This window comes from Sorangium sp. So ce426, assembly GCF_051475585.1.
GTDB lineage: Bacteria > Myxococcota_A > Polyangia > Polyangiales > Polyangiaceae > Sorangium > Sorangium cellulosum_B.
On record NZ_CP150341.1, the window covers coordinates 12,403,362 to 12,429,996 of the forward strand.

The window sequence follows — 26,635 nt, forward strand, 5'->3', positions numbered from 1 at the left end:
GCGGGGTCACTTCTGCGTGATCACCACGCGGTTGTCGTCCCGGTAGGTGATGTTGCCGGACTCGCCGCGGCAGTCCCAGCAGGTCGCCCACGCGAGCCGTCGCCGCACGTAGCCGTTGAACCCGAGCGCGAGCGGCCCCGGGTCGTCCTTGAGCAGCAGCGACGACGCGATGCGGTAGCGATCTCCAGGGAGCTTCAGGAACGCGACGATGAACGCGTCGTCGTCGGCCTTTCCCGTCACGACGAGCACCTCCTCGCCCGGGACCGGGTTCCAGAGCAGCGGAGACGTCGTGAGCGTTGTGTTCGGGGGCGGGCCCGCCTCGGGCTGCCTCGCCGGAGCGCCGCTCGGCGCGAGCCGCGTCCGGCTCCGGCTGAGCACGGCGTTCGCGTCGTCGGGCTCCTTGAAGAAGGAGATCTGCCCGCCGAGGTCGCGCAGCTGCGGCACCGACGCGAGCAGCTCTGCGACCTGCTGCGGCCCGATCTCCGCGCGCCGGAACGTCTGCTGCCACTGCGGCGACGGGATCGACGCCGCGTTCGGCGCGCCGTGGCAGCACCGGAAGCCGATGTCGTCGCCCGACACCGCCGGATCGACCGCCGCGCGGCGCGCGCACCGGTGATCCACGGCGCTCGCGCTGGCCGTGGCCCCGCGCACGGCGGCGGCCTTGGGCTGGAGGTTCTCGATCGGCGCGATGTCGCTCGCGGTCCACTCGCGCAGCGCGGCGCCCATCCCGACGACGCCGAACCCGGATGCGCACGACGCGGGCGCCTTGGCGCACGCCGGGTCCCACGCCGCGCCGCCCGCGTAGGGCATCCCCTCGGGGCCCTTGCACGCGCGCTCCCACTCGAGCTCGGTGCACAGCCTCCCTCCGGCCTGCTGGCAGAGCTCCGAGGCGCGCGCCCGCGTCACCCCGGTGAGCGGAGCCTGCGCAGGATCGTTCGGGTACAGGTGGCGATCGACGGTGAAGCCGCCCAGCTCGACGTCGAGCAACGCCGGCTCGAGCGTCGGATCGCGCCCCTTGTCCCCGGGCGTGCTGCCCGCGACGAGCTTTCCCGCGGGGATCTCGATCCGCGCGGGCCCGGCCGCCGCGGCGCCGGCCCGCGGCGTCGCGCTCGCGGCGGGCGACTCGTTCTCGGCCGCCTCGAGCACCTTCCCCTGGGGCGCGGGCGCCTTCGGGGCGCCTCCGTCCACGCGCTTCTCCCCGGGCTCTCGCTGCTCGGCGCGGCTGCAGCCGGCCCCTCCGGCGATGCCGGCGGCCAGCAGGATCAGGGCAACGGCAGGCGTCCTCGTCGGCACGGTTCCTCGTGAGCGCCTCGCCTTATGTCGCAGGACCCCTCGCCCGTCAAAGTGCCCGCGCTATGCTGGCCGGGATGGGGCAGGGCGTGAGCGGCGCACCGGATCCGATGGCCTCGCAGATGGCGCAGCTCCTCGCTGGCAGCGATCTCGACGAGCTGCGCGAGATCGTGAGGCGGTGGGTCGCCGAGGCGCCGACCGAGGGTGTGCGCCGTCACTACCAGGAGCTCGGCGGCCGCCTCGTCGACCTCAAGGCGGCGCTCGCCGAGAACCCCGTGCAACCGACGATCGCGGAGCTCGAGCAGGCGCTCACGATGATGCTCCGGCTCGCCGCGTCGAGCCCGAGGACGTGAGCCCCAGGTGATGCTCGCCGATTTTCCGCCGTGGTTCCTGCGCGCCTTCGGGCTCTGCTTCGGCCTGCTCTGGGGGAGCTTCCTCAACGTCGTCATCCACCGCGTCCCGCGCGAGCTCAGCGTCGTCCGTCCGGGCTCGTGCTGCCCGGCGTGCGGCGCGCCGATCCGCGCCTACGACAACATCCCCGTCCTCAGCTACCTGCTGCTGCGCGGCCGCGCTCGCTGCTGCGGGGCGCCCGTGTCGCCGCGGTATCCCCTGGTGGAGGCGGCGGGCGGCTTGCTCTCGCTCGCGATCATCGAGGTCATCATCCTCCGGCTCCCCGGGACGACGCCGGCCCTCCACGCGCTCGCCACGTACACCGCCGGCCTGGCGCTCGCGCTCGGGCTGCTCGCGGCGACGTTCATCGACCTCGAGCACATGTTCATCCCCGACTCGATCACCATCGGCGGCGCGGTGCTCGGCGTCGCGACCGCCTCGCTGCGATCGATGGGCTTCGTCGACGCCCTCGTCGGCGCCGCGGTCGGCTTCGGCATCGTCTGGCTCCCGTTCGTCGTGATCTACCCGCGGATCCGCGGCGGCCGCGTCGGCATGGGCCTCGGCGACGCCAAGCTCCTCATGCTGGCGGGCGCGTGGTTCGGCTGGGGGGGCGCCCTGTTCGTGCTCGGCGCCGGCGCCATCCAGGGATCGATCATGGCGATCGCCGTGCTGCTCCTGCGCGGGAGCATCGAGGAGCCCGAGGCGGTGCGCCTCGAGCGGGAGCAGATCCGCGCCGAGCTCGCGGCCATGTCCCCCGAGGAGCGGGCCGCCGCCGAGGAAGAGCTGGCGCAAGATCCGCTCGCGGAGGAGCCTCGCGAAGGGTTCGGTCAGGCCCGCATGGCGTTCGGCCCGTTCCTCGCGCTCGCGACGCTGGAGTGCCTGCTCGTCGGCCGCGACGTCCTCGACGCGTACCTCGCCTGGATCGACGCAGGATGAACGCCGCCCTGCGCCGCGCGCTCGGGATCCCGCTCGCGTCGCTCCTCGTGCTCGCGGGCTGCGGCAGCTCGCTCCCGCTGCCTCCGACCGGCCCTCACCTGCCGAGCGAGACGACGGTGGTCGTGCCGTACCCTCCGCCGCCTGCGCGGGTCGAGATCATCGCGCCATCCGAGCGGCCGGGCGATGTGTGGATCGACGGCGAGTGGCAGTGGCGGAGCCGCCGCTGGGCGTGGCAGCAGGGACGATGGGAGCCCGTCCCGCCGGGCGCGTATTTCGCGCCTGCCACCACCGTGCGCCGCGCAGACGGATCCCTTGTGTGGTTCGCCGGCGTGTGGCACCTCCCCGGCAAGAAGTGATCGACACCGCGGCCGCGCGATGGGAATCCACGTCGTGCCGAGGTGCCCGCCGCCCGATCGGCACCGGCGAGCCAGCTCGGCGTGCCATCCCCTGCACGGATCGATGAGCCTTGCCCCATGATGCTTGCCTGGTCGTTCGCAGCGCGCACACCCGACGAAATCGCCCGACTCCTCCGCGCCCTCGGCAAGCACCGGTACGTGCGCGAGGTCGATCATCGGCTCCACTGGTCCGTCGATCACGCCCTGGCCGAGCTGCCGGAGTTCGCGCCGCACGCGTCGGCCTTCCAGGCGCGCCTCAAGAAGGAGCGCGCGCTCGATCTCGGCTCGCGCGACCCCTCGCTGTGGCGCGAGGCGAAGACCGAGGACGTGATCGCGGCCCTCACGGCGTTCTGGACCCCGGATGACGCGGCGCTGCGCTACCGGAGCCGCCTTTTCGAGGCGCTCGCGCGGACGGGCCTCCCCGAGGCGACGCACGCCCCCTTCGCGTCGGCCCCGAACGACCCCCCGCACCCGGAGCTCGTGATGCTCGACTGGGAGCTCTACCCCGTCGACGAGCTCGACGCCGACCGGCACGCCGGCGCGCTGGCCGCCATGGAAGAGGCCGAGGAGGCGGTCAACGCGTCGGCGCCGATCTACAACGAAGGGCCCGTCATGGCGGCGCCGGAGCTCTGCGAGGGAGCGCCCAACGGGGTGCTCGCGGACGACTTCCTCGTGTGGTCGGATGGGCCTTACAGCTACTCCGACTACGTGTTCCGCGGCGTCGCCAAGGCGGCGAAGCTCGTCGAGCCGCCGATCGGTTACCAGGATCTGTAACGACCGCCCGCGGTCCCCGCGCATCAGTAGGGATCGGGCTTCGGCGGCGGGACGGTGGGATCCGCCTCGGCGGGGGGCTTGACGATCTTCGGGGTCGCCGGGGCCGCGGGAGCCGGCCCCCTCTGCGCGTGGGAGAGCGTCAGCTCGAGCTCGATGTCCCGGTCGAACACGAGCATCCGTCGTTGCGTGGTGTGGCCCGGCGCGGAGACCTCGATCCGGTGCGCCGCGCCGTCCTTGACGAGCTTGCCGTCGAACGGGTTCGAGGGGAGCTCCACCCCGTCGACGAAGATCTTCGCGCTGGCGGGGCGCGCCTTGATCGATGCGCGGAGGAGCGACGCGTCCGTCTCCTCGCGTGGAGCGCTGCTCGCGGCGGATGGCGGCGCGGGCTCCGGCGCGGGCAGCGCGCTCTGGGCCGGCGGCGGGGCCACGCGGAGGCTCTGCTGGACCGGATCGCGCAGCTTCAGGTACAGCGTCGCGGCGCCGACCAGCGCGATGACCGCCGCGAACGCGACGAGCGGCAACCGGGAGCGCCGCGGCGCCGGCGCGGGCTGAACGGCCGTGGCCGGCTCGGTCCGCACGACGGCGTGGAGCGTCGCTTGCGGGGGGCTCGAGCGGTGGAGGGCGCGCGTGGGCGCCGACGGCGAGGAGCCCGTGGTCGCGCCGTCCTCCTGCGCGGGAGGATCCGAGTCGAGCGGATCGCGCCCTGGCAGCGACGGCAGCCTCGGCGCGCGGCCGGCGAGCCCCGGGCTCCCCGCCTCCGCGCCGTGCTCTTGCAGCTGCTTGAGCTGGCGATCGATGATCGCCCGGATCTCGGACCGCTCGCTGGCGAACAGCTCGCGCATGAGCGCGCCGAGCTGCTCGGCCGTCACCTGCTCTTCGAGGCGTTCCGTGTAGCGAGCGAGCTCCGTGCGGAAGGCGGCGGCCGTCGAGTAGCGCTGGTCGGGCGAGTGCGCGAGCGCCTTGCCGCAGATGCGCGCGAGCTCGACGGGCACCTCGGGGCGCGCGGACCGCAGGTCCGGGATGTCCCGCATCAGGCGCGAGATGATCTGCGGATCGGACAGCCCACGCCAGAGGCGGCGGCCGGCGAGCATCTCCCAGAGGATGACGCCGGCCGAGAAGACGTCCGCGCGCCGATCGATCTGGGACGAGTGCGAGAACGCCTGCTCCGGCGCCATGTACGCGACCTTGCCCTTCATCGTGCCGGTCTGCGTCTCGACGAGGCGGTGCGCGGCGAGCGCGATCCCGAAATCGACGATCTTCACCTGCCCGTCGTAGGTGACGAAGATGTTGTGGGGGCTGATGTCGCGGTGGACGACGTTGAGCGGCGCCCCGTCGTAGTCGACGAGCTCGTGGGCGTAGTGGAGGCCGGCCAGCACCTCGCTGAGGATCCAGAACTGGATGGCGAACGGGATCGCCCGCGCTTGCTCTCGCGCGCGGGAGATCACCCGGCTCAGCGGCTGCCCGTCGAGGTACTCCATGGCGATGAAGTACTCGCCGTCCGCGAGGCCGACCTCGTTGGTCTGCACCACGTTGCGGTGGTTCAGGCGGGCGGCGAGGCGGGCCTCGTCGAGCAGCATGTCCCGGAACTCGGGCTCGTCGGCGATGTTGGGCCGGAGGCGCTTGATGACCTGCAGCTTGCTGAAGCCCGCCGGCCCCACAGCGACCGCGAGGTGCACGTCCGCCATGCCCCCGTGCCCGAGCGTCGCGATGAACCGGTATTTTCCGAAGCTCCGCGCGTGCCGATCCGAGGGCGACGGCGGCGCGTCCGGCGGCGCATCCCGGCCGACCGTGGTCGGCGCGTCGCGATCCGCGCGCCGCACCTGGACGGTGGGCGGGGGCTCGGGCGCGGGGACGAGCCCCTGCCTGGAGACCAGGGTCCCGCCGTCGATCGCTGCCCGCACGCGCTCCGGCGGGCCCGAGGCGGCGAGCTCGTTGCTGCGGGCGGAGTCCGCCGCCCAGTCAGCCTCCTCGATCGTCCCTTTGCGCTCGCCCACCGCCGAATGGTCCTGATCCAAAGACGTGCCGTCAAGCTGACGACAGCGCGGGCCAGCAACGCCGCGGCGTCTGCTGCTACTGTGCGGGGCGCCACCCGCCCAGGCGGTCCCGGACCCCGGGCGGGTGCAGCGAGATTCGCCTGTGATTGCGGACCCTTGCCCGTGAACGAGGTAGCCCGATGCCCTGTGACTCGATACCGCGGCGCCTGCTAGGCCAGGCCAAGGCGCGTCCCGAGGCTCCTGCCCACTACGTCAAGGAGGGGGGCTTCTGGAGGATGACCAGCTTCCGGGAGTACGCGGGCGAGGTGCGGCGCGCCGGCAAGGCGCTGCTCGCGCTCGGCCTCGAGCCCGGCGCCACGGTCAGCCTCCTCGGCTTCAACCGGCCCGAGTGGGTGGTGCTCCACGTGGCCTGCATGGCGATCGGGGGCGCTCCCGCGGGCATCTACACGACGTGCTCGCCCGAGGAGGTGCGCCACGTCGTGCGCCATGCGGGGTCGCAGGTGGTGCTGGTCGAGGACAGGGCCCAGCTGGAGAAGGTGCTGAGCCAGTGGGATCGGCTGCCGCAGCTCTCGTGGGTGGTGCTGATGCGGGGCGCGGAGTCTGCGGGCGATCCGCGCGATCCGCGCGATCCGCGGATCCTGGCCTGGGATGAGCTCCTCGCGCGGGGCGACCGCGTCTCGGACGAGCTGCTCGAGCAGCGGCTCGACGCGCTCGAGCCGAACGGCCTCGCGACGCTGCTCTACACCTCCGGGACGGTGGGGCCGCCGAAGGGGGTCATGCTGAGCCATGAGAACCTCACGCGCTCGGCGGACATGGCGGCGCGCCTCATCCCGTGCTCGTCCCGGGACATCGCGCTCTCCTACCTGCCTCTTTCGCACGTCGCCGAGCAGATGTTCACGATCCACATCCCGGCCTCGGTCGGCGCGGCCGTGTACTTCGCCGAGTCGATGGCGGCGCTCGCCGACAACCTGAAGGAGGTGCGGCCCACCGCCTTCTTCGGGGTCCCGCGCGTCTGGGAGAAGCTGAGGGCCGGGATCGACGCGAAGCTCTCCGGCGCGAAGGGTTTGCAGAAGATCATGCTCGAGCAGGCGAGGCGCGTCGGGCTCCAGCACAGCGAGCTCCGCGCCCGAGGCGAGCCGCCGGGGCCGCTGCTCGCGCTCCAGCACCGCGCCTTCGACTCGCTGGTCTACGCGAAGGTGAAGGCGGCCGTGGGGCTCGGCCGCGCGCACGCGTTCAGCAGCGGCGCGGCCCCCATCGCGAAGGAGGTCCTCGAGTTCTTCGCGTCGCTCGACATCCTGATCACCGAGGTCTACGGCCAGTCCGAGGTGACCGGCGCGACGAGCTACAACCTGCCGGGCAGGACGAAGCTCGGCTCCGTGGGGCCGTCGGTGCCAGGCATGGACGTGAAGATCGCGGACGACGGCGAGATCCTCGTGAAGGGGCCGACCGTGTTCCTCGGCTACTACAAGGAGCCAGAGGCGACCGCGCAGGCCCTGGTCGACGGCTGGCTCCACTCGGGGGATCTCGGCCGATTCGACGAGGAAGGGTTCCTCCACATCACCGGGCGGAAGAAGGAGATCCTCATCACGGCCGGCGGGAAGAACGTCTCGCCCAAGAACATCGAGGAGGCGCTCAAGCGCCACGACCTCATCGCCGAGGCGGTGGTCGTCGGCGATGGGCGCAAGTTCCTCACGGCCCTGCTCGTGCTGGCCCCCGACGCGGTGAAGCGCCTCTCGGACGAGCGCGGGCTCGGCCGCGAGCTCTCGCACGCGTCGCCCGAGATCAGGGAGGCCGTGCAGCGGGCCGTCGACGAGGTGAACGGCGAGCTCGCGCAGGTCGAGACGATCAAGAAGTTCTCGATCCTGCCGCGCGGCTTCACCATCGAGGACGGCGAGCTGACGCCGACGCTCAAGATCAAGCGGCGCAATGTGAGCCAGAATTTTGCGCGCGAGATCGAGGCGATGTACGCCGAGTAATCCATGCGCAACGAGCCTGCTACAGCCGTCTCCTTCGACTTCGGCCAGACCCTGGTGGAGCTCGACACCGGGCTGCTCTCCGCGCGCCTCGCCGAGCGGGGCATCGCGGCGCCTCGGGAGCGGCTGGACGGGGCGGTGGACGAGGGCTGGCGCGCGTACAACGAGGCGATCCAGCGCGGGCTCGGTGGCCACCCGTGGAAGATCATGATGCGCCGCCTGCTCGAGGCGGGCGGCGTCGAGGCCAGCGCGCTCGACGCGGCGGTCGACTGGCTCTGGACGGAGCAGCCCCGGAAGAACCTCTGGCGCCGGCCGATCGCGGGGATGATCGACGTCGTGATCGAGCTCCGGCAGGCCGGCGTGCCGGTCGCGGTGCTGTCGAACTCGGAGGGCCGGCTCGAGGAGCTGATCGAAGAGCTCGGCTGGTCGGCGCACTTCGTGGCCGTGGCGGACTCGGGGCGGCTCGGGTTCGAGAAGCCGGGCAGGGAGATCTTCGCGTGGACGGCCGAGCGCCTCGGGGCGCCGCTCGCCGCGGTGGTCCACGTCGGCGATTCCTTCGCCGCCGACGTCGGCGGCGCCCTCGCGGCAGGGATGCGGGCCGTCTGGTTCAAGGGGGACCCGGCGCGTGCCGCGGAGGTGTCCGAGCCCGAGCGGGTGGCGGTGTGCGACGGCGCGGAGGCGCTGCGCCGCGCGCTCCGGGCGTTCGGTATCCGCTTCTAGCCGTGCGCTGCCGCGCGCCGTCGTGCGGCCAGCGATCTCCAGGAGCCCGTCACCTGGCGAGCGCGGCCCGCCTTCGCGGCGCTCGCGCGCGAGGTCGCGAGGTCGCGAGGTCGCGAGGTCCACTAGCGCGTCGCGCGCTCGCCCTTCCGTCCGTGAGCACGAACGTCCCGGAAGGCGCTCTGCCCCGCGCTCGTCGCGCGCGCTTCTCCGCTGGCTTTCCTCGTCCTGCTGCCCCGCGCCGGTGGGTCGGTCTCCAGATCGTGCAGCCGATGCACGTCGCGCGGTGGTTCGGGCATTGCTGGAGACCGGTTCACGATGATCGCCAACGATGCAGACATCGAACAAGAGTCCGGACGCCGGGAGCGGCGAGCGAACGTTCCCGCCGCCGTCCCTCGCCTCTTCGGCGAGGTCCGCCGCGCGGACGAGCGGCTCGTCTCGCTCGTGCAAGAGCGCCCTGTGGCCACGCTCCTCGCGGTGGCCGCCGTGGGCTACCTGATCGGACGGGTCGTTACACGGCTGAGCTGAGGAGGTCATCATGACGGCACGTGAGGTCGAGGCCGAAGGGGAGCGCGACGCGCGGGAGATGGTGAACGACGCGCTCAGCCGGCTCGACGCGGCGGAGGTCAAGCGGGCGGTCTCGGCGTTCGCGCGGGACAACCCGCACGTGGCGATCGCAGCGGCGGCTGGGCTGGGGTTCCTGCTCGGCGGGGGCCTGACGCCGCGCGTGCTCAGCAGGCTCGGGTTGCTCGCGACGCGCAGCTACGTCAAGAGCGCGCTGGCCCAGGCGGTCGAGCTCGTCCTCGATGAGCAGACGCGGCCCCAGAGTCCTCTCGGCTCGTCGCCCTGATCCAGCTGGCACCTGCCGCGCATTACCTTGGCTGAAGGTGGGCTCGTTTGCGCTGGGCCACGCCGGGCGCAGGTCCTCCTTCAGGCCCTGCGGCTGCAGGTCTTGCGGATGCGGCGACCGCCGCTCTCGCTCAGCACCTCTTCAACGCTGCGGGAAACGTCGGGCAAGCACCGCACGGAGAGCAACGCCCCGCCGCCGGCGCCGCCGTCGTCGAGGCGGCGCGCCTCGTACTCGGGCAGGCGCGCGCCGAGGACGGCGCCGAGCAGGGTGCCGGCAGCGCCGGCGGCGCCCGCTCCCGCGAGGCACGCGACGATGGGCCCCGCCAGGAACGCGTCGAGCCGCGGAATGATCAGCGCGCCTCCTGCCGTGATCGCAGCGAGCGTACCCCCGACGAGCCCTCCGATCACGGCGCCCAGGGCGGCCCCTTCGGACGCCTTGCTGTGGATCGTGAGCTCGATCTCGTCCAGACGGGAGTGCTGCCTGGGCACCATGCTGATGTCCTCGGCCGCGACGCCCAGGGCGAGGAGGCGGCCAAGTGCGCCCGCGGCTTCCGTGCGACCTGGGAAGAATGCAGTGAGCGTCCGGTAATACATCATTCGACGAGTGCCCCTGTGCCGCGGTTCGCGAGGTGTCTCGTTCAATCCATCTGCTCTCGGAAAAGCATCGCTTGTGCCGCTCCGGCTGCGCAGATGTCGCTCGGCTGCTGGAGCACATCCCGGGAAATGATGGAAGGCGCCGCTCCGCGCGTGGGCGGTGCGGCGCCTTCGCGCCCCCCTTGGAGCTCGCTCAGCGGGCGCCGAGCTCGTTGGAGTACGAGCCGGTGCTCTCCTGGAGCTTCTCCTGGATCTGGTCCTGGGTCCGCTGCGCAGCGCCCAGGGCGCGCTCCTTGGCCCTCTCCGCGCGCTCGCGCAGCCGGCTCGTGCTGTCGCGCAGCCGGCGGCGGGCCTCGTCACCTGACGTCGGCGCGACCAGGACGCCAACCCCGACGCCCATGGCGACGCCGAGGCCGAGCCCGAGCGACAGGGGAACGATCCAATCGAGTGAGCTCCTTTTCCTGTAGGGGAACATGTCGGCCATGTAATTGACGAGATCGTCTGCCTTCATTGTGGCTCCGTCGGTTCGTATCGCGTGGGGGCGCGTGACGCGTATCCCTCAGCGTGGATTCACGTGGCTGGAACAGTGACCGGCGGGACGTGAGGCAGCGCGCATGCCAAGGGCATATTGCGCACGGAGGGGGCAGGGCAGGGGGGCTGCCCCGCCCCGAGGTGCGATCGCGGCGGAGGAGCGCCGCGGCGTTACCGGCAGAAGCCGTCGATGCAGATCTTGCCTTCGCTGCAGGGCGTCTCGGGATCGCAGTCGCCGCCGAGGTTCTCGCTCGACCCGCAGACCTGGTGCTCGCCGGAGAACGTCGCCACGGTCCTGCACTCGCTCAGCGAGGGCGACTGGTTGTCGCAGGCGTTCGGGTTCGGCTGGTCGCACGAGATGTAGCAGCTGTGGTGCAGACAGATCGACCCCGGCGCGCAGACGTCCTGTGCTCCATCCTCGCCGCACACGAAGTTGCTCGACTGATTCGGGATGCAGCCGTTCTCGACCCAGACGTCGCCCTCGGGGCAGGCGGCGCCGTCGCTCCTCGGAACGCAGGCGCCGTCGACGCAGACGGCGGAGGGGCCGCCGCAGTCGTCGGTGATGACGCAGGGCTGCGCAGGGCGGGAGCAGATGCCGAGGGTCGCGTCGCAGCGGTAGCTGCTGGGGCAGTCCGCGTCCTCGCTGCAGGCGGGCGTGCATTTGCCCTCGACGCACTTGTCGTTGACCGGACACTGCGTCTGATCGAAGCACTGGTCCTGAGGCGCGGTGCAGATGCCGCTGACGCAGAGGTAGTCCGCGCCGAGGCGGGCGCAGTCGGCGTCGGCGCCGCACGCGGCCGGGGTCGTCGGCACGCAGGTCGCATCGTCCCCGTCGCCCTCGCAGACATAGCCGAGGATGCAGCCGAGCGGCTCGCCGCTCGGAAGGACCTGATCGCAGCTGCCGGGCTGACACGTGCCATCCGGCGCGCAGGTCTCGCCGTCGGCGCAGTCGTCCGGGTTGCCACAGTACACGACGCCGCCGGGGGCCCCGCCGCTGCCCCCCTCCCCGGAGGAGCCGCTCGCGACGCAGGCGGCGGTGTGGTCGTCGGCGATGACGCACTCGAAGCCCCGGCTACACCCCCAGGTCGTGCAGTCGCCGATGTGGCATTGGTTGTCCTCGCCACAGGTCTCGTTGATCCAGCAGTCGGCTGGCCCGTCACAGCCGCTCGGGATGCCGGGCGTGCAGTCCTCGACGACTGCATCACAGAAGGGGCTGTCGGCGTCGTCGTCGTAGATGGGGCAACCCGCGAGGAGGGGCGCCAGCACGCTCGCGAGACCCAGCAGAGTAAGTCGCTTCATTCACCGTCTCCCGAAAGCATTCGGCCGCCCGGCGTCGAGGAGCCGCGCCCTCGCGCGTGACGGTCGCGACCGGACGAGCGTAGCAAGCGACATGCCCCAAACAAGCCTGGCAGGTCGCGGCGTATTTCGGCGCGTATTTTGGCCGATCGCGCGCTCGCCGTGAAGCCGCGTTCACGTCGGCATGTGGCGCGCGCGTGGCGAGGCGAGGCGCGGCCCGGCCCCGATGTGCCGTGCCTCGCGGAGGTCACGCGGCGGCCGCCGCGACATCGGGGGGCAGGGAGGACCGCAGGGGAGGGGGCCGCAGGGGAGGGGGCCGCAGGGGAGGGGGCCGCAGGGGAGGGGGCCGCAGGGGAGGGGGCCGCAGGGGAGGGGGCCCGCAGGGGAGGGGGCCGCAGGGGAGGGGGCCGCAGGGGACCGCGAACCCTGAACCGCGGAGGAAAGCGGAGGACGGCGCGGCGCGGCGCGACCCTTTGGGGCGCGCAGGGGAACCCGTGCTACCGTTCCGCCGAGTTCCGGGCGGCTACCTCCGAACGAGGAACCCCGGCAGGCTCGCGCCTGGGGGGCCAGCCGTTCGCGAGGACACGGGGACCGGTCGAGCAGATGGATGTCACCTGCGAGCGTTGCAGCACCGAGTACGAGTTCGACGACGCGCTCGTGTCGGAGCGCGGCACGACGGTCAAGTGCACGAACTGCGGCTTCCAGTTCAAGGTCCGCCGCACCGACGGCGCGCTCCCCGAGAAGTGGGTGGTGCGCACGCTCGGCGGCCGGGAGCTCGAGTTCAAGATGCTCCGGGAGCTCCAGGCGGCGATCACCCAGGGCCAGATCACCCGCGACGACGTGATCTCGCGCGGCAACGCGAGGCCGCGGCGGCTCGGGTCGATCGCGGAGCTGGAGCCGTTCTTCAAGGGGCCGGGCAGCATCGTGATGGCCGGGACCGCGCTGGGCATCGGCGGGCCCTCGCCGTTCCCTGGCCGCTCGAGGTCGCTGACGCCTCCAGGGCTCGGCGGTCCGGCGCCGGCGCAGACCGAGCACTCGGTCGCGATCCCGCTCCCGCGGGCGGAGAGCGACGCGGACGTCGCCCCCGAGTCCATCCACGACGCAGAGACGATCGTTCGGGACGTGCGGGAGGTCCAGTCGGGCAGGGAGCGCCCGTCGCCGCGCCGCGGGGCGCAGACAGCGGCCTACGACTCCGAGGCCGGCGCCCCCGCGCGGGCGATGGCGAAGCCGGGCGCGCTGCCCGGGGTCGTGGTGCCGCCGGAAGAGGCGCCGCCGCTGCCGGACGGGCACCCCGCACGCCGGCAGGAGCCGCGGACCCTCCGCGGCCCGGGGGTCGCCGAAGCGCGCCAGGGCGGCGTCAAGCCCGGGCCCGCGGACGCCGGCGGCGAGGGGCAGGGGCGCGCCGCAGGCGTCGTTCCGCTGCGGATGCCGAACAGCGTCCCACCGCCGCGCATCGAGCGCGCCGACAGCGCGGGAGAAGAAGCCCCCGTGGCGAGGCGCGGGGCGCCGCGCGCGGCGAGCGAGGACCACGCGTCGCGGCGGGCAGCGACGTTGGGGTCGCCGGCCGCACCCGCGGAGCCCGAGGGGCGTCCCTCCTACGTCGACGAGGGGGACGGCGACGCGGGGATCACATCGCTGCCCTCGAGGAGGACGGGGATCGCGCGGTGGGTCGTCGGCCTCATCGTCGTCGGCCTCATGGTGGTGAGCGCGGCGACCCTCGGGCCGAAGTACCTCAAGCCGGCCGTCCAGGCCCGGCCTGCGGCGAGCGACGATCGCGTCTCGGCGCTGCTCGCCGAGGGCGAGAGGAGCCTGGCCGAAGGGGATCCGGAGACGGCGAGGGACAAGCTCGTCAAGGCGAGCGCGCTCGCCGAGGACGACCCGCGCGTCGCGGCGGCGCTGGCCCGGGTCGAGACGGTGAACGCGGACGTGCGGTGGCTGCGGCTGCAGCTGCTCGCCGCAGGGGACGCGGATCTGGACACGGCGCGGCACGAGCTCGACATCGCGATCGAGCGCGCCCGCAAGGCGGTCGAGCACGCGCGGCGCGTCGCGCCGGCGAACGCCGAGGTGACCCGCGCGGCGATCGATCTGCTCCGCATGCAGGGCGACCTCGCCTCCGCGCGGAAGCTCGTCGGCGCGATCTCGGCCGAGAGCGCGCAGCCGGAGAGCGCGCTGACGCTGGCCGCGCTCGATCTCGCCGAGGCGCATCCGAGCTGGGCCGCCGTCGTCGAGCGGCTCCGGACGGCGGCGAGCATCGAGCAGAGCCCCGCGCGAGCGCGGGCGCTCCTCGTCTATGCGCTCGCGAGGTCCGGCGATCTGGCGGCCGCGCGCGCCGAGGACGAGCGCCTGCTGGCGACGAGCCGGCCGCACCCGCTCGCGCACCCGCTCCGGGCCTTCATCGACCGGCTCGAGAAGGCGCAGGGCGAGCCAGGAAGCGCCGCCGAGCCGGCGCCCAGCGCGCGCGCGGAGAGCCCGCCGCCGGGCGCTCCTCCGCCGAGCCCAAAGGCCGCGGCGAGCGCTCCTCCCGCGAGCCCGCCGGCGCGCGTTCGCCGCGCGCCGGAGCCGGACGACGGCCGCGTGCCCGACGATTACGTCGCCCCGGGCGGCACCGTCGATACGAGCGATCTGCCCGGCGTGCATCCGCCGCCGACCGCCGCGCCTGGAGCGACGGCGCCGCATATCGACACCTCGGATCTGCCTGGAATGAAGCATGAGTAAGCGCCGAGCTCGAGGGGTGCGGTGGACCGGCGTCGGCGCCCTCGCCGTGGCGGCGTCGATGGCGGGGTGCACCGGCAGAGAGCGGGCGGCGGCGCTGCCGGCGCCCGCCGCGGCGGGCCTCGACGAGCCGGCGGTCATCGAGATCGATCTCTCGCGCGGGCTCCCCGAGAGCGCGTCAGCGTCGCTCTTCGGCCCGCCGAGCGGCAGGACCCACGCGCAGCTCGTGCAGTCGCTGCGAGCGTTGTCCGACTCCGCGAGCGCGAAGGGGTTCCTCGTGCGGCTCGGGAGCGCGCGCCTCGCGTTCGCGCGGGCCCACGAGATCGGCCGGATCCTCGGCGATGTCCGCGCGGCGGGGCGACCTGTCGTGTGCCACGCGGACGAGTACAACAACGCGACCATGCTGCTGGCGTCCATCGCCTGCAGCAAGCTCTGGCTCAGCCCTGCCGGGCAGGTCGACACGGTGGGGATCGCGGCGCAGCTGGTGTTCGCGAAGGGGCTCCTCGACAGGCTCAACGTGGACGTCGACTTCCTCCAGGTGGGGAAGTTCAAGGGCGCGAGCGAGCCGTTCACGCGGGAAGGGGCGAGCCCCGAGGCGCGTCGATCGCTCGAGTCCGCGCTCGGCGGGGTCCGCGAGGCGTGGCTGTCGGCCATCGTGGAGGGGCGCGGCAAGGAGGAGCTCCGGGAGGCCCTCGAGGACGGCCCGTTCGCGCCCGAGGAGGCGAAGGCGAGGGCGCTCGTGGACGAGATCGGCGATCTCGAGTCCGCGACCGAGGACGCGAAGAAGCTCGCTGGCACCGAGCGCTCCGTGCCTCGGTTCGGCGGCGCCCCGCGCGATGCGAGCTTCTCCCGGAGCCTCGTGGACGTGTTCCGCTCGGTCTCCGGGGCGAGCTCGCTGGGGACGCCGCACGTGGCGGTCGTCCCGGCGATCGGCGGCATCAGCATGAGCGCGAAGGGGATGCCCATCGGCTCGTCGGACGGGATCGGCGAGCGCGAGCTCGGGAAAACGATCACGCGCCTCACCGAGGATCAGAGCGCGAAGGCGGTGGTGCTCCGGATCGACTCGCCCGGCGGCTCGGCGCTGGCCTCGGATCTGCTCTGGCAGAAGCTGATGCGGTTGCGGCAGAAGAAGCCGCTCGTCGTCTCGATCGGCGGGATGGCCGCGAGCGGCGGCTACTACCTCGCCTGCGCTGGCACCAAGATCGTCGCAGAGCGGACGAGCATCATCGGCTCGATAGGCGTCGTGGGCGGCAAGTTCGCCGTGGGGAAGGCGCTTGCGGACATCGGGATCAACGCGGAGACGGTCGCGGCCAACCCGGATCCTCAGCGGGCAGCGCGCGCCGCGTACATGTCGGCGCTCACACCCTGGGACGAGCCCACACGGGTCCGTGTGCTCGCCTCCATGGAGGCCGTTTACGATCTGTTCCTGAAGCGCATCACGGCGGGACGGAACCTCCCGTTGGAGACGATCGCGCCGTCGGCGGAGGGACGGATCTTCGGCGGGGTCGAGGCCGCAGGGCGCTCGCTCGTCGATGAGCTCGGCGGCCTGGAGCGAGCGATCGCGCTCGCGCGCGAGCTGGCGGAGCTGCCGGCGGACGCGCCGGTCGAGATCGAGCAGGACGACGGCGGGCTGCTGGAGCTCCTGGCGACCGGCGACGAAGCCAACGAGGGCAGCGCTCGGGCTCCCGACCGCGCAGCGCTCAAGGAGCGCGCGCGGGAGGCGGTGGCTTCCGTCCTCCTGCCGGAGTGGCTCGGCGTCGCGCCGGAGGTCGGGACCTTCGCCGCCTCCATGGCGCCTCTCCTGGCCGGAGAGAGGGCGCTCACGGTGTTACCGTTCGCGGTGACGCTCCGGTAAAGCGCGAGATTGCACCGGAAGACTGGCCTTGTACCTCGGTCGTTCTGGTAGGCTGAGCGGGTTCAGCATACCCGAAGCGGGTCGCCGAAATGAGCTCTTCACCTCCGGATCGGGCAGCATCAGCGTCGGGCGCGAGGAGGTCGCTGCATTCGCCGGAGCTGATGGATCCTGCCGGGCCCGCCTCTGCGGGGCAGCTGGTCCTCGCAGGGGCCCGGGCGATCGCGCCGGTCTCGCGCCACCGCGGCCCGCGGGCTGAAGAGGCCTACTGGCGCGCGCGGGTGGACGAGCGCCGCGCCGCCGGCGACGCGCAAGGGGAGCGCGAGGCAGCCCTCGCCCTCGCGAGGATCCTCGCCGCGCGCGGCGTCGAGCTGGACCAGGCGGCGGCGCTGGCGCGCCGGGCGCTCTCGCTGGGCGACGACCCGGCGATGAGGAGCGAGCTCGCCGGCTGGCTGGCCGGGCTGGGCGAGCCAGCCCTGGCCGCCGCGGCGCTGCGCGGCCTCCGCGACGACGCGCAGCCGCCCGGCGCGACGGCGCGGATGCTGGTGAAGATCGCCGTGCTCCTCGCGCGCGCCAGCGACGTCGCGGGCGCGGTCGACGCGCTCGAAGAGGCGAGCGCGCTCGCCCCGGACGACGCGATGGCGAGCGAGCTGCTCGGCACGATCGCGGCCTGGGCGTCGGACGAGGTGTTCCCCGCGGCCGCGGCGAAGGCGTACCTGGAGGCGGCCAAGCGGCGCGAAGCCGCGCGGGAGCGGGAGGCGGCGTTCGAGGATCGCCTGCGCGCCTTCGAGATCGCGCCTCACGACGACACGGCCGCCAAGGCGATGGCGGCCGCGCTGTTCCTGCGCGGCCGGCAGGGCGCGGCCGACGAGGTGCTCCGGACGCACGCCGACGCGCTCGCGGCGCGGGCGCCTCGCGGCGAGGGCGAGGCCCCTGGCCCCTCCGCCCTCCTGCGACGCGCGCTGGAGGTGCACGGCCACCGGCTCCAGGGCGCGACGAACGAGGGCGACTGGGCGCGCGCCGTCGGGTGCGTGCTCGACGCGGGCCTCGACGGGGCGATCGACGGCGACGCCGCCCGCGCGATCGACGAGGTGCTCGAGCAGGCGGGGCTCTACGAGCTCGTGGCCGCGCGGATCGAGCTCAGGGCGGAGCAGCGGGTCGGGGCGTCGAGGGCCGAGGCGTACGTGGCGCTCGCGCGGCTCCACGCTGGCCCGCTCGCGAGCCCCGATCGCGCCGTGGAGGCCTGGATCGAGGCCGCGGCGAGCGACTCCGGCAGCGCCGCCGCGCGCTCCGCGCTGCGCGACCACGCGGCGACGCTGCACGACATGGCGCCCCTCGTCGAGGCGCTCATCCGCATCGGCGAGGGCTCCGACGCGCGGGCGACGGAGGACGCGGCGGGGCGGATCGACGCGCTCTCGGAGCTCGCGCGCCTCGCGGAGGAGAAGATCGGCGACCCCGGCCTCGCGCGCTGGGCGCTCGAGGCGCTGAGAGACATCGGCGGGGACCCGACGCCCGCCGAGGCAGGGCTCCAGCGGATCGCCGATCGGCTCAAGGGGCAGGACGAGGCGCTCGCCGCGGCGCAGCGCGCGCTCCGCGGCGCGGACACCGCCGAGGGGCGGATCGACGCGCTCCGCCGGCTGGTCGTGATCTACCGCGGCCGCCCGAAGGAGCGCGCGGCCTACGAGGAGGCGCTCGTCGGGCTCTCGCGGGCGCTGCCGGCCGACCGCGGCTGCCTGCTGGCACTCGATCGGCTGAGCCGGCGGAGCGGGGGAGGCGCCGCGCTCGACGCCCTGCTCCGCGCGCGGCTGGCCGAGGCGACGCGGGCGCCCTCGGAGGGCGAAGGCGCGCGCTCCGCGAGGTCCGAGGCGATCCGCGCGGCCTCGCTGACGCGGGTCGAGCTGGTGCGCGCAAGGCTGCTCCTGTCGGCGATCGCCCGGCGGCAAGGCCAGGACGCCCGCGCCCTCGACGAGGTGTTGCCGCTGCTCGGCGAGGCCCCGGGGCACCGCGGCGCGGCGAGCGCCGCGCTCGTGCTGGCCACGCGGACCGGGCGCCTGCGGGAGCGCGCCGACGCGCTCGTGCAGCTCGCCGCGCCGGTCTGGCCGGCGCTGCGCGCGGTGCTGCTCTCGATCGCCGCGGCGCTCTACCACCGGACGCAGCGGGCGCGCGAGGCGGCGCTCTCGCGCGAGGTCGCGCTGCTCGCCTGCGAGGCCGATCCGTCGTCCGCGCGCGCCGTGGCCACGCTCGCCTCCCTCCTCACGGCGGATCTCGCCGCCGCCGCGGAGGCGGGCGAGGCGCCTCCGTTCGAGGTCGACCGGGCGGTGGCGGCCGCGATCGAGCGCTCCATCACCACGGTGTTCCCGCGCGGCGCGCTCTGCGACGGCCTCGCGAGGGCGCTGGAGGCGCTGGGCGAGCTGCCGCTCGCACTCGCGTGGACCCAGCGCTGGCTCGCGCTGCGGCCAGGGTGCCCCCAGGCGACCGCGGAGCTCATCCGCCGCGCGGCCGCCGCCGGCGACGCGGCCCGGCTCTCGGACGCGCTCGCGTGGATCCTGGCGCAGCCCAAGCCGCTCGGCGAGATGGCGGCGGCGCTGGCGAGCGCGCTGCACGCCCTCTACGACCTCGATCCCGAGCGCGGAACGGCGCTCGCGAGGCGCTCGCTCGACGTCTTCGGCCCGCAGAACCCGCTCTTGCGCGAGCGGCTGCTGGAGCTCGCGCGCCGGGCGGGCGACCCTCACCTCGCGGTGACCGTGCTCGAGCGGTGGCTGGCCGTCGAGATCACGGCGGCGCACGCCCCCGAGCTGATGTTCATGCTCACCGATTGCCGGCTCGACGGCGGCGATCCGGACGGGGCAGCGCAGGAGCTCGCGCGCGCAGCCGCGGTGCAGGCCGATCCTCACGAGATCCTCGCGCGGGTCCAGCGCCTCGAGTCGTCGCTGCTCGACGCGAAGGGGCTCGGCTCCGACGGCGCCATCGCGCTGACCGAGGCGAAGGCCCGGGCGTTCACCGCGCAGGGCGCCGCCGCGGCGGCGGAGGCCGCGGCCGCGTGGCGTGAGCTCGGCAGCCTGCGCTGGGACCTGGCGGAGGATCACCGGGGCGCCGAGGAGGCGTTCTTCCGCGCGAGCGAGCTCGCGCCGAGCGGCGGCACCGAGCGTTACGCGCGGGACATGTGCGAGTTCGCGGGCGTCGAGGCGGCGATCGAGGCGATCGTCGCGCGCGCCGCGGAGGCGCGGAGCGAGCGGGGAGCGCAGCCCGCCGCGGACGAGAACAGGTGGTCGGGCGACGTCGGGCCCGAGCGGCGCAGGCGCGCCAACCTGCTGATCGAGGCCGCCAACCTGGCGCACGAGCACGGCCTGCCCGAGCGCGCGCTCTCCGCGGCGGCGAGCGCGATCGAGCTCGATCCCCTCCGCGCGGACGCCGTCGCGCTGGTCGAGAAATCGGCGGACGCCGACGGCGGCGTCGTCGTCCTCGACAAGACCTACCGGCTGCTCGCCGACGCGGCCCTGGGCTGCTATGGCCGCCGCGCCGCCCATTACCGCGCGGCGCGGCAGCTCGAGCGGCGCGGCGCGTTCGATCTCGCGCTCGCGCACGCCGTGGCCAGCTTCGAGGCGGTCCCGACCGAGGGCACCTCGTACGTGCTGCTCGCTCGGCTCGCCGAGCACGTCGGCGAGCCGTCGGACGCCGTGCGCGCGCTCGAGCGGGTGGCGACGACGGCCGATCCGGCGTCGCGCAACGCGTGGTTGAAGCGCGCCGCGGCCCTCACCGGCCGCACGGAGGAGGGCCTCCGGCTGCGCCTCGACATCCTGCTCCGCGCGATGGTCGTACGCCCGGACGCGGCGCTCGTCGAGGACGTCGGCGCGGCCATCCGCGACCTCATCGCGTGCACGGGGCAGCCGGAGGTCGAGGCCATCCGCTTCGACCGCGCGGTCAAGGCGAGCATCGCGAAGCTCGACGGCCCCGAGGGGGCCCGCGCGGGGCTCGCGATGGCGCGCATCGCCGTCGCCGTCCTCGACTCGCCCGCGCTCGCGCTCGCCGCGATCGAGCGCGCGATGCTCGCCGACGGCGACGTCGACGAGTTCCAGACGCTCCTCGACATCGTCGGCGAGCTCGCGCGGCAGACCGAGCCGGCGTCGCACCTCGTCGCGGCCGTGTACGCCGCGGCGATGAGGCCGCACTCCAGCGTCGGTCCCGGCCTGCTCAGGTGGGCGAGCAAGCTCGCGGGCGCCCTGAACGTGCCGCCGGTCGCCGCGGCGCTGCTCGTGGAGGCCGCCCGGCGCGCGCCGGAGGACGACGCGCTCGCATATGAGGCGGAGGGGGCCGTCGAGGCCAGCGGGGACGAGGCGCTGAAGCGCTCGCTGGACGACGCGCTGCCGGTCGCGCGGCGCCTCGAGGCGCTGCTGCACCTCGCCGACAAACACGAGCGCGAGGGCCAGCGCGCCGAGGCCACCGTCGCCCTGGAGCGGGCGCTCGCCGGCGGGCAGCTCGTGGGCGAGACGCGCGACGAGGTCGTCACCCGGCTGCGCCGGCTGTACGCGGCCGAGCGTCGCAGCGCCGATCTCGAGACGCTCGTCCAGTCCGAGCTCGCGCGCGTCGACCTGCCGGATGCCGTCCGCCTCGGGTTGACGCGCGAGCACGCCGGCATCCTCGCCGCCGGCGGCGATCTCCATGGCGCGGTGGAGCTCCTCCTGGAGGCCGCCCAGAGGACGCCGTTCGACAAGGCGCACATCGACGAGCTCATCCGGCTCGCGCGGAGCGCCGACGATCGCCAGCGGCTCTTCGACGTGCTCACGCGCCTCCAGGGCATCCTGAGCGGCGACGAGGAGCGGCTGGTCGTGCTCCGCGAGCTCGCGCCGCTGGCCCAGGAGCTCGGCGATCGCGGCGCCGCGGTGGCGCTCTACGAGGCGATCGCCCGGCTGGATCTCACCGACATGCACGCCGTCGAGGTCGTCGAGCAGGACGCGAGCGACCGCGGCGATCACGCCGCGGTCGCTGCCCTCCTCGCGCGCCGCATCGAGGCGGCTCCGCTGCCGGACACGCGGCGCGCGCTGCGGCTCCGGCGCGCCGCCCTGCTCGAGCAGCGCCTCGGCCTCCTCGACGAGGCGTGCGCCGAGCTGGAGGCCCTGCTCGCGGCGTCACCGGACGACGTGAGCGCGCTGAGGTTCCTCGCGGACATCCACGAGCGGCTCGGGACGCCGCTGCGCGCCGCCCCGCTCTGGTGCAGGCTGGGCGATCTCGCGACGACCACCGACGAGCGGGCCGAGTACAGCCTCCGCGCGTGCAGCAGCTACCTCGGCGGCGGGGACGTCGAGTCCGCGAAGGACACGCTGGAGAGCGTCGCTCGCATCGCGCCGCGCGAGGCCGTGATCGAGCTCCGCGTCGAGATCGCCCGCCGGGAGGGGGACGGCCACGCGCTCGCCGCGGCGCTCGATCAGCTCGCCAGCGCGTCGCGCGACGCCCCCGAGCGGCGCGCGCAGCTGCTGGTCGAGGCGGCGCGCGCCACCTCGACGCTCGGGGACGACGCGACGGCGCTCGAGCGCGCTCGCCGCGCCGTGAAGCTCGCCCCGGAGTCGCCCGACGCCGTCCTCGAGGCGCGCCGCATCGAGTATCGCCTGCGCGGGACCGGGACGCCGCGCGACGCGCAGGCCGCGGTGGAGGAGCTCGGCCGCATCGCGCCGCGCCTGCGCCCGGCGCACGTCGACCTGCACGCGTTCCTGCTCGCCGAGACGCTCGACGTCATCCAGGGCCACGGCGCCGGCATGCGGGAGCTGACCCGGCGCCACGCCGAGGTCGGCCCGAGCACGCTGGTCGCGCTCGGCATGGCGGAGCGCCTGGCCCTGAAGCGGAACTTCTCTGCCGCCCTCCCGCTGTTCGACCGCGCGCTCGGCGGCGATCTCCAGGGGATGCGCGCGCGCGGTCGGGTCGCGCTCGCCGCCGCCGAGACCGCTCAGAGCGCCGGCGATCTCGAGGCGGCCGCGCGCCTGCTCGAGGAGGCCGCGGCGGAGCCGGAGACGCGCACGCTGGCGCTGCGCCGCCAGCTGGAGCTCACGGCCGCGCGAGGTGAGCCCGAGGCCGCCCGGAAGGCGCTCGAGGAGCTCGCCGCGCAGAGCTCGGGGATCGATCGCGCGCGCGCGCTGATGCAGCTCGCGCGCCTGCACGTGTCGAGCGACCCGGATCGCGCGGCGAAGATCCTCTCGCAGGCCACGGCGCTCGCGGGCTCGGATCGCTCGCTGGGGCTGAAGATCGCCGAGCTGAACGCCGAGCTGGCCAGCGAGCGGGCGACCCTGCCTCCCGAGGAAGTGCTCCAGGTTGCGACGCTCCGGGCCGCGGCGGAGCCGGTCCAGGCGGCGCCAGAGGCGCCGCCCAGCGCTGCGTCGGCGGCGAGCGGCGCCGGACCCGCGAGCAGCCGCGCGCCGTCGAGCGGGGTCGGGCCCGCGAGCAGCCGCGCGCCGTCGAGCGGGGTCGGGCCCGCGAGCAGCCGCGCGTCGTCGAGCGGCGCCGGGCCTTCGAGCAGCCGCGCGTCGTCGAGCGGCGCCGGGCCGGCGAGCAGCCGCGCGCCGTCGAGCGGGATCGGGCCCGCGAGCAGCCGCGCGCCGTCGAGCGGGATCGGGCCCGCGAGCAGCCGCGCGCCGTCGAGCGGCGGCGCGCCGGCCTCGAGCAACCCGCACATCGATCTCGTCGAGCTCAACGACCCGCTCGACGAGGGGTTGATCGCCGACGACCCGTCGCAAGCCACCTCTCCCGCGGTGTCGGACGACGATCTGCTCGACGGGACGGCGAGCACCGCCGCCTCGCCGTCGCCGAGCGCCGCGTCGGGCGCCGCGGAGAGCAACGCCGCGCGCGGCGGCGCCGCGTCGTTCCGCTCCAGCGTCAGCGCGCCGCAGCCCGGGCCCCCGGTCTCCGCCCCGGCGTCGATCCAGCCGCCCTCCTCCGCGACGCGGCTCGTGGCCGCGTGGTCGCCGTCCGCGGCCGAGAGCTTCGAGGAGGCAGCGCTCTTCCGCGAGCTCGCCGCGGGCTCGTACGACGCTGGCGAGCGGCTCATCAAGAGCTTCGCTCCGCGCGACGATCGCTCCCGGGAGGCGCTGGCGGTCCGACGGATGCAGGCCCACCTGCGCCTCGGCGATCGGGGCACGCTGGAGCGCCTCCAGGCGGCCGCGATCGCCGACAAGAACATGACCTACGCCCGCGCCATCGAGCACGTGCTGCGCGCCTTCGACGGTGACGAGCCGTCCGATCGGCCCGGCGAGGGCGTCGTCACGCCGCCGGCCCTCGCCGCGCAGCGCGACGCGCCGGAGCTCGTGAGCGCGCTGCTCTTCCGCGATCTGGAGTCGCCGGTCAACGAGGCGCTCGCGATCGTCTGGGAGACGGGCCTCTACCGCCGCGACGCAGGCCAGTCCGGGCTCGTCCCCTCCGAGCGGATCCAGCCGACATCGCCTACCCTCCTCGGGGAGATCTACGGCGTCATGGCCGCTCACCTCGGCCTCTTGCGCACCGCGCTCTTCCACCAGCGCGCTCCCTTGCCTGCTCCGTCGCCGCCGGAGGGGCAGATCGTCCGGGTCAACCCGCCGGCCGTGCTGCTGCGGGGCGAGGTCCGCGAGGACACCCCCGAGCTGCGTTACCTGCTCGGCGCTCAGCTCGCTGGCGCCATGCCCGACCATGTCCTGGTGAACACCAGCTCGGAGGATGAGCTCCGCACGCTGCTCTCCGCCATCGTCGCCGCGTTCGGGCCCCTGGAGGCCACCGCGCACAGCGCCCGCGGCAATCCGGCCGTGGTGCGGCTCGAGCAGAACCTCTGGCAGCTCATCCCCCCGCGCGCAGAGCGTCGCCTCCGCGAGATCTGCGACAGCGCCGACAAGATCACCTACGAGGGGGCCGTCAAGACGACCCGCACCGCGATGCGCCGCGCTGGCCTCTTCGCCGCGGGCAACGTCGCCACGGCCGTGCGCGCGACCCTCAAGGAGCGCGGCGTGGAGCTGGCGGTCCCGCTCTCCGACCCCGAAGGGCTCGCCGCGGCCTGCGCGGCGGTCCCCGAGATCGCCGATCTCGTACGCCTCGCGACGCGGATGGAGTACGCCGAAGCGCGATGGCAGCCCGGTACGGTGCCTTCACTCCGGCGGGTCGACACGGGAAGCTCGCGCTTCCGTGCAGGCACGTAGGCGTCTCCGTGCTTCGCCTGGTTGCGATGAGTGCGGGGTGGCCGCATCGGCGCATCCGTCTCGACGCGACAGCGCTGTCACAGCGCCGCCGCGGGTTGCGCGGCGCCCTGTCGAGCGGATGCACGCCACACGCTGCCCGGAACGCCGTCTGTCGGTTGGCACGAACATCGCCTTCTCGTTCGGGTGTGATTTTCCCCTGCGCCTGCTCGGGTGCGGACCCGTTCGGGCTCCGCGCGTCGCTCTCCTCCGCTCGGCGGCCACCGGTCGCCGGCGTCTCCGCGGGGCCGCGGCGCTCTCTCTCCGCGCCGCCACGGGGGCGGTCTCTGCTCCGCGCTGCGCGCGCTGCGTCCGCGGCGAGGAGGGCGCCGTGAGCGCGCGACACGTCGTATGCGCCGCGCTGCTCGCCTGCCTCCCGACCTCGGTGGCCTGCGGCATTCCCCTCGAAATGGCGGAATCCGCCCCCATGAACGCCTGCGACGGGTCGGTCGAGTGCGGCCCGGGGGCGACCTGCGCCGATGTCAGCGGGCAACGCGCGTGCGTCTCGACGAGCGCGAACCTCGAGGGGCTCATCCTCGAGATCCGGCCGCGCGCCTCGCCCGAGCTGGGCGCGGAGGTCTCCCATCTCCTCGCCATCGATGCAGCGAGCGGCTTCCCTCCTCAGGACCCTGGCGGGCAGGTGCATTCCGTCGATCTCACGATCCCGATGCCCGCGCGCGTGAAGGCCACGATGCGCCTCGGCGGCTCCTATTGCGAGGGCCGCACCAGCGGGCTGCCTCCCCTGACCGGCGGGCAGTTCCCCGTGAAGGTCGAGTTCCGGCGCCTCGCGCCGATCCTGGGCCTGCCCACCCAGAGCTACTCGACGCTCTCGGAGCCGGACGGCACCGACGGCCAGAGATTCGAGCTCTCTATCCCCGCAGGCGACTACCACATCTCGTTGATTCCGCAGGCGCGCGCCGACTGCCTCGACGACATCCCCCCGCCGATCTTCCTGCCGAACCAGGTGGTCCCCGAGCAGTGGACGCTCGGCATCAACGCCGAGGCGCCCGCCGTGCTCCAGGGCAGCTTGCAGGTGCCCGAGGGCATGCGCGTCGACGGGTGGAAGCTCGATCTCGTCGACCCGGTGACCGGCAGCGTCCTCTCCCAGGCAGGCCTCCTCGAACAGGCCGAGCCCGACTCGCAGGCGACCGCGACGCAGGTCGGGTTCAACGTGAAGTTCTACTGGGCCGACAAGGACAGGAGCCCGCTCATCCGGCTGCGTCCGAAGGACGGCGTGCCGAGGCCCACGGTCTACTGGGAGCTCGCCGCGCTCGCGCTCCAGGGCTCCACGGGGAACCTGGACCTGTCGCTCCTCCAGCTCGACGCGGCGGCGCGCCGCGTGGAAGGTCAGACGCTCGACGTGAACGGCAACCCGGTGCTCTCCGCCGTCCGTATCCAGAGCGCCATCATCGACAGGGCGCCCACCGCCGCCTACAAGCTGGACACCGAGACGGACGCGAACGGCCTCTTCCGCGCCGATCTCCCGCCAGGCGAGTACGTCCTCTTCGCGCAGCCGATCAACGACACCACCAAGGCGGCCGTCAAGCAGCCGCTCAAGTTCGCCGCCGGCGACGACTGCTACTGCGGTCAGTCGGTCGTCATCCCCGAGGCCGGGACGCTGCGCGGCCGCGTCCAGGGGCCCATGGGCGAGCTGATGGACGGCGCCAGCGTGTTCGCGGTCCCTGCCCGCGGCCAGGTCACGCCCTACATCGGCCAGGTGCTGACGCCCGGGCCGCTGCTGCCCCGGCAGGCGTCCGGGGTCCTCCGTGACGGCGCGTTCTCGATCGGCATCGACCCAGGGGAGTTCGACTTCTCGGTCCGCCCGACGCCCGGCTCCGCCTTCCCGTGGCTCGTCAGGCCGCGCCTAACGGTCTCTGCGATGGACGCCGCGGTCACCGACCTCGAGCTCGCCATCTCGTTCCCGGCCGTGCTCCAGGGCGTCGTCCGCGACGCGTCGGGCGCCCGGCTCGGCGACGCCACGGTCGTGGCCTGGCTGCCGGTCCAGGGCGCGACCGCGCAGGAGACGAGGGGCATCCAGATCGGCGAGACCCGGTCGGCGGCCAATGGCTCCTATGTACTGCCGCTCCCCCCATCGATGTTCCGGTGAAGTCGGAGCGAAAAAGGGCGGTACCAGCCCAGCGCGGAGCGA

General features: G+C 74.1%; 17 protein-coding genes. 12 read left to right on the top strand and 5 right to left on the bottom strand.

All coding sequences use genetic code 11. The features are described from left to right. Nucleotides 1-6: 6 nt before the first annotated feature. On the bottom strand, nucleotides 7-1,293 hold the full coding sequence (locus WMF44_RS46560) for a formylglycine-generating enzyme family protein (RefSeq protein ID WP_437296485.1): 1,287 nt from the start codon (nucleotides 1,291-1,293) through the stop codon (nucleotides 7-9). A 74-nt stretch (nucleotides 1,294-1,367) separates the two neighbouring features. Here WMF44_RS46560 and WMF44_RS46565 point away from each other — a divergent pair, with 74 nt between their 5' ends. From WMF44_RS46565 to WMF44_RS46580, 4 genes are all read left to right on the top strand, one after another. Continuing rightward, nucleotides 1,368-1,643 carry a hypothetical protein gene (locus WMF44_RS46565; protein ID WP_157907348.1) on the top strand — a complete coding sequence of 92 codons (276 nt, stop codon included), beginning with the start codon at nucleotides 1,368-1,370 and terminating at the stop codon, nucleotides 1,641-1,643. Nucleotides 1,644-1,653: 10 nt separating this feature from the next. Beyond that, nucleotides 1,654-2,616 (top strand): prepilin peptidase, encoded by a 963-nt coding sequence (locus WMF44_RS46570; RefSeq protein WP_437301686.1) that lies wholly within the window; start codon nucleotides 1,654-1,656, stop codon nucleotides 2,614-2,616. Further along, nucleotides 2,613-2,972, top strand: a complete 360-nt coding sequence (locus WMF44_RS46575) for a YXWGXW repeat-containing protein (protein ID WP_437296486.1) — start codon at nucleotides 2,613-2,615, stop codon at nucleotides 2,970-2,972. The genes WMF44_RS46570 and WMF44_RS46575 overlap by 4 nt, the downstream gene beginning before the upstream one ends. A gap of 117 nt (nucleotides 2,973-3,089) precedes the next feature. Next, on the top strand, nucleotides 3,090-3,785 hold the full coding sequence (locus tag WMF44_RS46580) for a hypothetical protein (protein ID WP_437296487.1): 696 nt from the start codon (nucleotides 3,090-3,092) through the stop codon (nucleotides 3,783-3,785). A 23-nt stretch (nucleotides 3,786-3,808) separates the two neighbouring features. Here WMF44_RS46580 and WMF44_RS46585 read toward each other — a convergent pair whose 3' ends face one another. Continuing rightward, the gene (locus tag WMF44_RS46585) at nucleotides 3,809-5,779 is read right to left on the bottom strand and encodes a serine/threonine protein kinase (protein ID WP_437296488.1); all 1,971 of its coding nucleotides are present in this window, start codon (nucleotides 5,777-5,779) and stop codon (nucleotides 3,809-3,811) included. Between the two features lie 179 nt (nucleotides 5,780-5,958). Here WMF44_RS46585 and WMF44_RS46590 point away from each other — a divergent pair, with 179 nt between their 5' ends. The 4 genes from WMF44_RS46590 to WMF44_RS46605 all read left to right on the top strand — a co-directional run bounded on the left by WMF44_RS46590 (nucleotide 5,959) and on the right by WMF44_RS46605 (nucleotide 9,319). Further along, nucleotides 5,959-7,755 (top strand): AMP-dependent synthetase/ligase, encoded by a 1,797-nt coding sequence (locus WMF44_RS46590; RefSeq protein WP_437296489.1) that lies wholly within the window; start codon nucleotides 5,959-5,961, stop codon nucleotides 7,753-7,755. Nucleotides 7,756-7,758: 3 nt separating this feature from the next. Further along, nucleotides 7,759-8,472, top strand: coding sequence for an HAD family hydrolase (locus tag WMF44_RS46595; protein ID WP_437296490.1), 714 nt, complete (start codon nucleotides 7,759-7,761; stop codon nucleotides 8,470-8,472). A gap of 315 nt (nucleotides 8,473-8,787) precedes the next feature. Continuing rightward, entirely contained in the window at nucleotides 8,788-8,997 is a 210-nt protein-coding gene (locus tag WMF44_RS46600) for a hypothetical protein (RefSeq protein WP_012241308.1), read from the top strand. Between the two features lie 10 nt (nucleotides 8,998-9,007). After that, nucleotides 9,008-9,319 carry a hypothetical protein gene (locus tag WMF44_RS46605; RefSeq protein ID WP_437296491.1) on the top strand — a complete coding sequence of 104 codons (312 nt, stop codon included), beginning with the start codon at nucleotides 9,008-9,010 and terminating at the stop codon, nucleotides 9,317-9,319. An 80-nt stretch (nucleotides 9,320-9,399) separates the two neighbouring features. Here the strand turns inward: WMF44_RS46605 and WMF44_RS46610 are convergent, their stop codons facing one another. From WMF44_RS46610 to WMF44_RS46620, 3 genes are all read right to left on the bottom strand, one after another. Next, nucleotides 9,400-9,915, bottom strand: coding sequence for a hypothetical protein (locus WMF44_RS46610; RefSeq protein ID WP_437296492.1), 516 nt, complete (start codon nucleotides 9,913-9,915; stop codon nucleotides 9,400-9,402). 190 nt (nucleotides 9,916-10,105) lie between these two features. Next, complete coding sequence (locus tag WMF44_RS46615; RefSeq protein ID WP_437296493.1) at nucleotides 10,106-10,423, bottom strand: YtxH domain-containing protein; 318 nt, start codon at nucleotides 10,421-10,423, stop codon at nucleotides 10,106-10,108. A 191-nt stretch (nucleotides 10,424-10,614) separates the two neighbouring features. Then, nucleotides 10,615-11,742 (bottom strand): hypothetical protein, encoded by a 1,128-nt coding sequence (locus tag WMF44_RS46620; protein ID WP_437296494.1) that lies wholly within the window; start codon nucleotides 11,740-11,742, stop codon nucleotides 10,615-10,617. Nucleotides 11,743-12,342: 600 nt separating this feature from the next. Between WMF44_RS46620 and WMF44_RS46625 the strand changes: the two genes are divergently transcribed. The 4 genes from WMF44_RS46625 (at nucleotide 12,343) to WMF44_RS46640 (ending at nucleotide 26,593) form a co-directional block, all read left to right on the top strand. Beyond that, nucleotides 12,343-14,454: a zinc-ribbon domain-containing protein gene (locus tag WMF44_RS46625; RefSeq protein WP_437296495.1), complete on the top strand. Its 2,112-nt coding sequence runs from the start codon at nucleotides 12,343-12,345 to the stop codon at nucleotides 14,452-14,454. Beyond that, nucleotides 14,447-16,306: a S49 family peptidase gene (locus WMF44_RS46630; protein ID WP_437296496.1), complete on the top strand. Its 1,860-nt coding sequence runs from the start codon at nucleotides 14,447-14,449 to the stop codon at nucleotides 16,304-16,306. The genes WMF44_RS46625 and WMF44_RS46630 overlap by 8 nt, the downstream gene beginning before the upstream one ends. 161 nt (nucleotides 16,307-16,467) lie before the next feature. Beyond that, nucleotides 16,468-24,450 carry a hypothetical protein gene (locus tag WMF44_RS46635; protein ID WP_437296497.1) on the top strand — a complete coding sequence of 2,661 codons (7,983 nt, stop codon included), beginning with the start codon at nucleotides 16,468-16,470 and terminating at the stop codon, nucleotides 24,448-24,450. Between the two features lie 367 nt (nucleotides 24,451-24,817). Continuing rightward, the gene (locus WMF44_RS46640; protein ID WP_437296498.1) at nucleotides 24,818-26,593 is read left to right on the top strand and encodes a carboxypeptidase-like regulatory domain-containing protein; all 1,776 of its coding nucleotides are present in this window, start codon (nucleotides 24,818-24,820) and stop codon (nucleotides 26,591-26,593) included. The last annotated feature ends 42 nt before the right edge of the window (nucleotides 26,594-26,635 follow it).

What these genes read in the sequence shown, in the direction of transcription:
- WMF44_RS46565 (WP_157907348.1), top strand. Translation starts at nt 1,368, where the DNA reads ATGGGGCAGGGCGTGAGCGGCGCACCGGATCCGATGGCCTCGCAGATG.
- WMF44_RS46570 (WP_437301686.1), top strand. Translation starts at nt 1,654, where the DNA reads ATGCTCGCCGATTTTCCGCCGTGGTTCCTGCGCGCCTTCGGGCTCTGC.
- WMF44_RS46575 (WP_437296486.1), top strand. Translation starts at nt 2,613, where the DNA reads ATGAACGCCGCCCTGCGCCGCGCGCTCGGGATCCCGCTCGCGTCGCTC.
- WMF44_RS46580 (WP_437296487.1), top strand. Translation starts at nt 3,090, where the DNA reads ATGATGCTTGCCTGGTCGTTCGCAGCGCGCACACCCGACGAAATCGCC.
- WMF44_RS46590 (WP_437296489.1), top strand. Translation starts at nt 5,959, where the DNA reads ATGCCCTGTGACTCGATACCGCGGCGCCTGCTAGGCCAGGCCAAGGCG.
- WMF44_RS46595 (WP_437296490.1), top strand. Translation starts at nt 7,759, where the DNA reads ATGCGCAACGAGCCTGCTACAGCCGTCTCCTTCGACTTCGGCCAGACC.
- WMF44_RS46600 (WP_012241308.1), top strand. Translation starts at nt 8,788, where the DNA reads ATGATCGCCAACGATGCAGACATCGAACAAGAGTCCGGACGCCGGGAG.
- WMF44_RS46605 (WP_437296491.1), top strand. Translation starts at nt 9,008, where the DNA reads ATGACGGCACGTGAGGTCGAGGCCGAAGGGGAGCGCGACGCGCGGGAG.
- WMF44_RS46610 (WP_437296492.1), bottom strand. Translation starts at nt 9,915, where the DNA reads ATGATGTATTACCGGACGCTCACTGCATTCTTCCCAGGTCGCACGGAA.
- WMF44_RS46615 (WP_437296493.1), bottom strand. Translation starts at nt 10,423, where the DNA reads ATGAAGGCAGACGATCTCGTCAATTACATGGCCGACATGTTCCCCTAC.
- WMF44_RS46620 (WP_437296494.1), bottom strand. Translation starts at nt 11,742, where the DNA reads ATGAAGCGACTTACTCTGCTGGGTCTCGCGAGCGTGCTGGCGCCCCTC.
- WMF44_RS46625 (WP_437296495.1), top strand. Translation starts at nt 12,343, where the DNA reads ATGGATGTCACCTGCGAGCGTTGCAGCACCGAGTACGAGTTCGACGAC.
- WMF44_RS46630 (WP_437296496.1), top strand. Translation starts at nt 14,447, where the DNA reads ATGAGTAAGCGCCGAGCTCGAGGGGTGCGGTGGACCGGCGTCGGCGCC.
- WMF44_RS46635 (WP_437296497.1), top strand. Translation starts at nt 16,468, where the DNA reads ATGGATCCTGCCGGGCCCGCCTCTGCGGGGCAGCTGGTCCTCGCAGGG.